Genomic DNA, 7,956 nt, shown 5'->3' on the forward strand with positions numbered 1-7,956 from the left:
AAGGGAGTGTCAATAATGAAAAAATCGGCGATTGCAGTGCTGGTCGGTACCGTCATGGTACTGCCGGCCTATGGGCAAACACTGGAAGAGGCGGTCACGCAGACTCTGATGACCCATCCCAAGGTGAAAGAGGCCTTCCACCTTTATCAATCACGGCAATATGACAACGATGAGGCAGTGGCAGGTTATTTGCCCAAGCTCGATGCCAGTGCCGGCATTGGTTATGAATACACCGACAGCCCCGGTGTGCGCGATGGTGACCCTCGGGCAGATAAAACACTGACCAGGAAGGAAGCCGGACTGTCGCTCAGGCAAATGTTGTTCGATGGCTTTAAAACGTCCAGCAATGTACATCGTACCCAGGCGGAAGCTGATGCCCAGCGTTACACCCTGTTATCGGACGCAGAAAATATCGCACTGCGGGTAGCTGAAGTTTACCTCAACGTGCTACGCCAGCATGAAATAGTAGAGTTGTCGCAGCGTAACCTGGCGACACACGAGCAGATTTTGTCGGATATTCAGCGGCGTACCAGCTCGGGGGTGGGCTCCACTGCAGATCTTAATCAAATTAATGGCCGGGTAGCGCGGGCTTATTCCAATATGACAGCGGCAGAAAATAATCTGCGGGATGCACAAAGCCAGTTTATGTCTCTGGTTAACGAGATGCCCGGCGATTTACGTCAGCCTTCGCCTGACGCCAATTTTGTGCCGCCCACGCTGGAAGACGCGCTGGTGGTGGCGAAAGAGAAGCACCCCACCCTGAAGTCGGCCGCTTTTGATGTGGAAGCGGCGCATCAACAGCACAAAGATGCCAAGTCAGGCTTTTACCCTAAGGTAAACATTGAGCTCGACAGTAACTGGAATGATGACATAGACGGCATTCGCGGCCATAACAACGATTTCACCGCCATGGTTCGCATGCGCTACAACCTGTTTAACGGCGGTGCCGATGTGGCTCGCAGCCGTTCTACCTCGGCGCTGGAAATGCAGGCCAAAGACATTCATATGAATGCCCACCGTCAGGTGGATGAAGGCATGCGCCTGGCCTGGGCGGCGTATGAGTCGTTGGGCCGGCAGAAAGACTTTTTGCGCCGGCATGTGGAGTCCAGTTACGACACTGTGGATGCGTACAAGAAACAGTTTTCACTGGGAAGCCGGACGTTGCTGGATGTGCTGAACACCGAGAACGAGTTGTTTGAGGCTCGGCGTTCTTACATTAATGCGGAATATGATCAGTTGCTGGCGGAATATCGCATTATCAATGCATCGGGTCAGTTGCTGGATGCATTGCGCTTTACGCAGCCTGAGCAGTGGCAGTAACAACAACAAGGAGAATGACGATGAAAACATGGATTTTGCTGGCTTTGGTGCTGCCGCTGGCGGGGTGTTCCCTTACTGCCGAGCCGGAGCTCGAAACAACCCCTCAATATGATCTTACCGATATGGACAGAGACGGTGTGATCACTGCCCGGGATAACTGTCTGGACTCAGTCATGAATGCTTTGGTGGATAACGATGGCTGTGGCGGCAGTGAAAACCGGGTATTACAGCAGGATATTATTGTGCTGTTTGCGCACGACAAATCGAACATCATGCCCAAGTATCAAGGTGAGATAAACCAGATGGCGGCGTTTATGACCGACAGCCCCGAGCTGAAGCTGCTGCTGGAAGGGCATGCCAGCCAGGTGGGAACCGAGTCCTATAACTTGGCGTTGTCTAAACGGCGGGCAGAGACAGTGCGCCGAGCCCTGATCCAACAAGGGGTCGCCGGTGAGCGCCTGGAGATTATCGGTTATGGCGAGAGCAAACCGGTATTGATGGGAGACGATGAGCAGTCGGCTGCCGCCAACCGGCGGGTGGTGGGCGCGCTTACCAATATGACCGAGGGGGCGCGACTGCGCTGGAATGTATACAGCATGGAGCCAGCTTCTGAGCAATGAGGCCGATTTATCACCGGCTTTACGGGCTGGTACTGCTGAGCGTGTTGCTCGGGGTGCCAGCCTGGTCACTGGAAGAAGAAGACAGCCACATGCGTGCCGCTGTGCAGAGTGTGTATGGTTCGGCAGCGGCAGGGAGGCTGGCGCAGTGGCGACGGCTGGTACGTGAGGGGCAAAGCGTAGGCTGGGATGAGCAGCAGGCCATGACACGGATTAACGGATTTTTTAACCGGCTGGCGTTTGTTGATGACATCAGATTGTGGGCGAAGAATGACTATTGGGCAACGCCCATGGAGTTTATTGGCGCTGGCGGGGGAGATTGCGAAGATTTCAGCTTGGCAAAGTATTTCTCATTGCGGGAGCTGGGTGTTGCGGATCACAAGCTTCGCCTGGTTTATGTCAAGGCGCTGGAGTTGAATCAGTTTCATATGGTCGTGGCCTATTATCCGACGCCGGCATCAGTTCCGCTGATCCTGGACAACCTTAAAACAGAGATTATGCCGGCCACACAGCGGGGTGATCTGGCACCTATTTACAGCTTTAACGGTGAACATTTGTGGCTGATGAAAGAACGGGGCCGGGGGGAGCTGGCCGGTGAGTCGTCGCGGCTTTCGTTATGGAATGATTTACGGAGCCGGCTGAATACCACCCGCCTGAAGCGACCCGCCATTAATCTCGATTAAGCATGTCATCGCTGAAACGGGGCTTACCATTGACGGCCCCATTTCCATGGCTGGGTCAGGAGTTTATTAACAGGACTTGGATATGACGCTATACCGGCAACTGTTGATCACCACGCTGATATTGTTTTTCCTGCTGTTTGTATCAGCCTACTCGGTGCAGTTCAGTTCAACCCGCAATTACCTTGCTCAGCAGCAGGAATTTATGGTGATCAATACGGCCACTTCTCTGGGGCTTGCGTTAACTCCTTATCTGGAAAATGAGGACCAGCTGGGGGCCGAGTCGGTCATCAATGCCATGTTCGATGGCGGTTATTACCGTAAGGTAGAGCTGAACCTGCTGGCCGGTAATATGACCATTACCCGGGAAAACATCGCTCCCCCGCGGGGAGTACCGGCTTGGTTTTCAGAGCTGGGCTTGTTTGAAGGCGGGCATCACCAGGCGGTGCTGACATCTGGCTGGATGCAGCTTGGACAGCTGTATGTGGAGGGGCATACCGGGCATGCTTATTTTCAGCTGTGGCAGGGCATGAGCCGTTTGCTGGCCTGGTTTTCCATCAGTTTTGCGCTGGTCTGGGTGGCGCTGGTGATGGCGCTGCGCCATTTACTGAAGCCGCTGCACGATATAGAACTGCAGGCCAGAGATATTGAGCAGCATCATTTTGGTAAGACCATTGCGTTGCCCGCTACCCGTGAGCTTAAGCAGGTGGTACAGGCCATTAATCATATGTCGGGCAAACTGGAAGCGCAGTTTGAAGAGCAGGCTGACGAGGCCGAACGTTTGCGAAAACGGGCGTTTTTGGACCATACCTCCGGCCTTGGCAATCGAGCCTGGCTGACGGCGCAAAGCCAGAGCTGGCTGGATGACGACCGTGGTGGAGCCCTGGTGATGGTTTCGGCTACGGTGCTTAACTGGTTGTACAAAGAGGAGGGGTTTGAGGCCCGGGATCAGATGCTGCGGGTGATCGGCAAGCATTTACGTCAGTTATGCCGGGATTTTGGTGAACATGTGCTGGCACGTATTTCGCTGACGGAGTTTGCAGTGCTGATTAGCGAGCCGGATCCGGCCTTGCTTAAGCAGTTGGGAGATGCCATTAACCGGCGCATTGCCGAACTGGTGAAAGATCCGGGTGATGAACGTGAGCTGTCAGTGGTAGGCATTGTGCTGGTACAACCCGGTGACGATATTAGCCGCTTGCTCACCCGGGCGGACCATGCGCTTAACCGGGCGCGGATCAATGAAACCGGCGTTGTTGTTGATGCGCACCAGCAGCGGGAACGACTGGGCAGATTGCAGTGGAAAGCGCGGCTGGAGGAGGTGCTGGACAGCAACGGATTTGAACTGAGCACACAGGCAGTGATGAACTTTAGTGGTGAGCGTTGTCACGATGAAGTATTTGTCAGCATCCGTAACAACGATATTGCCTATGGTGCCGATCATTTTTTGCCGGTGGCCGAGCAATTTGGCCTGGGGGAGCGGCTGGACTTGCATGTAATTGCCTGCGTATTACGTATTTTGGAGTCCCGGCCGGAATTGAAGCTGGCGGTCAACGTAACGCGACAGAGCTGTCATCAGGAAGGATTCTGGCGCAAGCTGTCACAAATTCTGGAACGCTATGAGCCGGTGCGCGACCGGCTCCTGCTGGAGTTGCCAGAAAGCGCTTTTGCCCTTGGCTGGGAGCGGCTGATTTCTCCACTTGCCGGATTGAAAGTTGACTGGGGTGTAGATCATTTTGGTCGGCATTTTGATTTGTTGGTGCACCTGGGAAAGTTAAGGCCTGTGTATGTGAAGCTGGATCATGGTTACACCAGTCAGGTACAGCATCCTGATTATAATGATGCTTTTCTGGCTGCGGTATGCCGTGCAGCACACAGTATGGGAGCATTGACCATCGCGTCTCGAGTGGAAACCGGTGAGCAGGTAGAACGTCTGAAAACCCTACATGTAGACGCCTATCAGGGATTTGTCAGCCCGCCGGGTCGCCTGCTGTAGGCTTTGGCACCTGCTGGCGGATAAGGTTTACATGAGTCCATTTGGGAATGGGTGACTACCTCTTAATCCAAAAACGAGACTCGAATGGGTAGATTGTTCGCTTTTATAGAAAGAAGCTATTATTAACCCTTCCTGATGCGGCTAAATTTTGTGCAGGATCCATAAGTGAAGCAGCCCTAACCTTAATTTAAAGGAAAAAAAGGGGCTAAAAGCATGGATACCGTACGCATTGAAAGCGCTGTTCAAATTACCAGCCTGAAAGGTCAGGCGTTTGTTATTGAAAAAGACGGCACTGTGACGCCGGTAAGTCCGGGACAGATTTTGCCTGCAGGCAGTGTGCTGCTGACCGATGAAAACTCCGGTATTGTTTACACTGATGTTCCGGCTGAAGCCGGTACCGTTGTTACCCAGCCAGATATGACAGATGCCCCTGGTGCAGCCGAAGAAGCAGAAGCCATTCAGGCTGCCATTCTGGCTGGTCTTGACCCTACCAAATTGTTTGATGCGCCTGCAGCCGGTAACCCCGCAGCCGGACCAGTGACTGCCGACGGCAGCGGCAATGCCGGGTTTGTGGTGGTGGACAGAACCGGTGATGCGCTGCTGGCCGAAGCTGGTTTTGATACCGCCTTTGCGCCCGAGGCATTTGCGACTGTGCTTGATGAGCTGCCCCGGTTACTGGATGAAAACAGCCTCCCTGAGCTGGATATTAACTATAACCCTCCGTTAACGCCTGCTGAAATTCCTCCGGTGTTCCCTGAACTTGCAGATGGTAATTTTGCCTGGGTCGATGAAGGTGCTTTACCTGTTGGCAGCCGTTCCGGCTCTGACAATGAATCGGCAAGCGGCACCCTAATTATTAATACCGGTAATGATGTACTGGCATTGGTAGAAGTGCAGGATGCCAGCGGTAACTGGGTTGATATTACCAGTGGCGGCACCGTGCTAACGGAATACGGGACCCTGGTGTTTGATGAAAATTATAACTGGACCTACACGGTTAATGATCCTCAGCAGCATGGCGACAGCGATGCGGTCTTTGATAACGATCGTTTATCGGAAGTTGTTCCGGTTCGTATTACCGATGATGACGGTGAACAGGCCACCGGCAATATTCATATTGAAGTACTGGATGACGGCCCCGATGCCATTGATGATTTTGCCAGTACGCCGGAAGATACTCCCATAGTAGTGGATGTAATTGATAACGATATTGAAGGCGCGGACGGCGCCACTGTTACTGGTGTGGCTTTTGTGCCGGGCTTTGAAGAAGCGGGCACGATCAGCATTACCGAAGACGGTCAGATCCGCTTTGAGCCGGCGGCCGGTACCGAAGGACAGGTACAGATTGAATACACTCTTACCGACGGTGACGGCGACAGCGATACTGCGATCCTGACGGTGACGGTGGGAGAAGACTCCACTCCCACGCTGAATATTACCTTTGATGATGGTCGTGACTGGGTGGCGGAATCGGCGCTGGATGACGGCGGTTCCGATGGCAGCAGTGATAACGAAAGCACCCGCGGCACCCTGGGCATCAACACCTTCGGTGACAGCCTGGCCAGTCTGGAAGTACGGGTACAGGACAGCAGTGGCACCTGGATCAATGTCACCGGGGGCGGCACCGTGTCCGGTACCTATGGCACCCTGGAGGTGACACAAAATCCCGACGGCAGTTATCGCTGGGCATATACCCTGAGTGACAACACCGAAGATCACACCGATCCCAACCAGGTAGAAGCGGGCGATGTGGTACGTGATGACTTTGATGTCCGGGTGACCGACAGCGACGGCTCACCGGTACAGGGCATCCTGGGCATTGAAGTGCGCGACGATGGCCCCAATGCCAACAATGACAGCGTCAGTACCCCGGAAGACACCGCCATTGTGGTGGATGTGATGGCCAATGACGTTGAGGGTGCCGACGGCGCGCAAGTGACCGCGGTGGTCTTGCTGCCGGGGTTTGAAGAGGCGGGCACGGTCAGCATTACCGAAGACGGTCAGATCCGCTTTGAGCCGGCGGCCGGTACCGAAGGACAGGTGCAGATTGAATACACCCTTACCGACAGTGACGGCGACAGCGATACTGCGATCCTGACGGTGACGGTGGGAGAAGACTCCACTCCCACGCTGAATATTACCTTTGATGATGGTCGTGACTGGGTGGCGGAATCGGCGCTGGATGACGGCGGCTCCGATGGCAGCAGTGATAACGAAAGCACCCGCGGCACCCTGGACATCAACACCTTCGGTGACAGCCTGGCCAGTCTGGAAGTGCGGGTTCAGGACAGCAGTGGCACCTGGGTCAATGTCACCGGGGGCGGCACCGTGTCCGGCACCTATGGCACCCTGGAGGTGACGCAAAATCCCGACGGCAGTTATCGCTGGGCATATACCCTGAGTGACAACACCGAAGATCACACCGATCCCAATCAGGTAGAAGCGGGCGATGTGGTACGTGATGACTTTGATGTCCGGGTGACCGACAGCGACGGCTCACCGGTACAGGGCATCCTGGGCATTGAAGTGCGCGACGATGGCCCCAATGCCAACAATGACAGCAACAGCGTCACCGAAGGGGATACCCTGGCGGTGAATGCCGCTGATGGTGTGCTCGATAACGACACCGCCGGGGCCGATAACTGGGCAACCGGTGGTGCCGTGGTGGGGGTGGTGGCCGGTAACAGTGGGGCAGCGGCCAGCAATGGCAACGTGGGCACGACCGTGGCCGGCAGCTACGGCAGCCTGATGCTGAACGCCGATGGCAGCTACACCTATGTGGCCACGGCCGATGCCATTAACAGTAACGCGCAGGACGTGTTCACCTACACGGTACAGGACGGCGACGGCGATCTGGCGTACGCCACCTTGACCATCAATGTCAACGACGTTACCGGGGTGCCGGCGACCACCACCGGTCAGGTGGATGAAGCGGGCCTGCCGGCGGGCACCAGTGCCGGCGATGACAGTGAAAAAATCATCAATGGCAGCCTCAACCTGCAGTCTGGCTGGAGTGTGGACGGGGCACAAAGTGGCACCGCTGGTTTTGGCAGCTGGTCGGTGAACACCGATGGCACCTTCAGCTACACCCTGACCCAAGCAACGACGGACGTGGATGGCGTCGCAGAGACCGACAGTTTCAGCTACACCGCCACCGACGGCTTCGGCAACACGGTGACCAACACCGTGGTCATCACCATTGTGGATGACGAGCCGGTGGCTGCGAATGACAGCAACAGCGTCACCGAAGGGGATACCCTGAACGTGAGTGCTGTTGATGGCGTGCTCGATAACGACACCGCCGGAGCCGATAACTGGGCAACCGGTGGTGCCGTGGTGGGGGTGG

At 55.3% G+C, this 7,956-nt stretch carries 5 protein-coding genes; all 5 read left to right on the forward strand.

The annotated features are described in order from the left end of the window. Positions 1–15: 15 nt before the first annotated feature. Positions 16–1,320 (forward strand): TolC family outer membrane protein, encoded by a 1,305-nt coding sequence (locus B6S09_RS03850; RefSeq protein ID WP_094277169.1) that lies wholly within the window; start codon positions 16–18, stop codon positions 1,318–1,320. 20 nt (positions 1,321–1,340) lie between these two features. Beyond that, positions 1,341–1,940, forward strand: a complete 600-nt coding sequence (locus tag B6S09_RS03855; protein WP_094277170.1) for an OmpA family protein — start codon at positions 1,341–1,343, stop codon at positions 1,938–1,940. Further along, on the forward strand, positions 1,937–2,620 hold the full coding sequence (locus tag B6S09_RS03860) for a transglutaminase-like cysteine peptidase (RefSeq protein WP_094277171.1): 684 nt from the start codon (positions 1,937–1,939) through the stop codon (positions 2,618–2,620). Before B6S09_RS03855 ends, B6S09_RS03860 begins: the two co-directional genes overlap by 4 nt. Before the next feature lie 82 nt (positions 2,621–2,702). Then, positions 2,703–4,610 (forward strand): bifunctional diguanylate cyclase/phosphodiesterase, encoded by a 1,908-nt coding sequence (locus B6S09_RS03865; protein WP_094277172.1) that lies wholly within the window; start codon positions 2,703–2,705, stop codon positions 4,608–4,610. A 213-nt stretch (positions 4,611–4,823) separates the two neighbouring features. After that, positions 4,824–7,956 (forward strand): retention module-containing protein (locus B6S09_RS03870; protein WP_141201984.1); only part of this gene is annotated, 3,133 nt, incomplete at its 3' end.

It is taken from the genome of Oceanimonas baumannii (genome assembly GCF_002245495.1).
Taxonomy (GTDB): domain Bacteria; phylum Pseudomonadota; class Gammaproteobacteria; order Enterobacterales; family Aeromonadaceae; genus Oceanimonas; species Oceanimonas baumannii.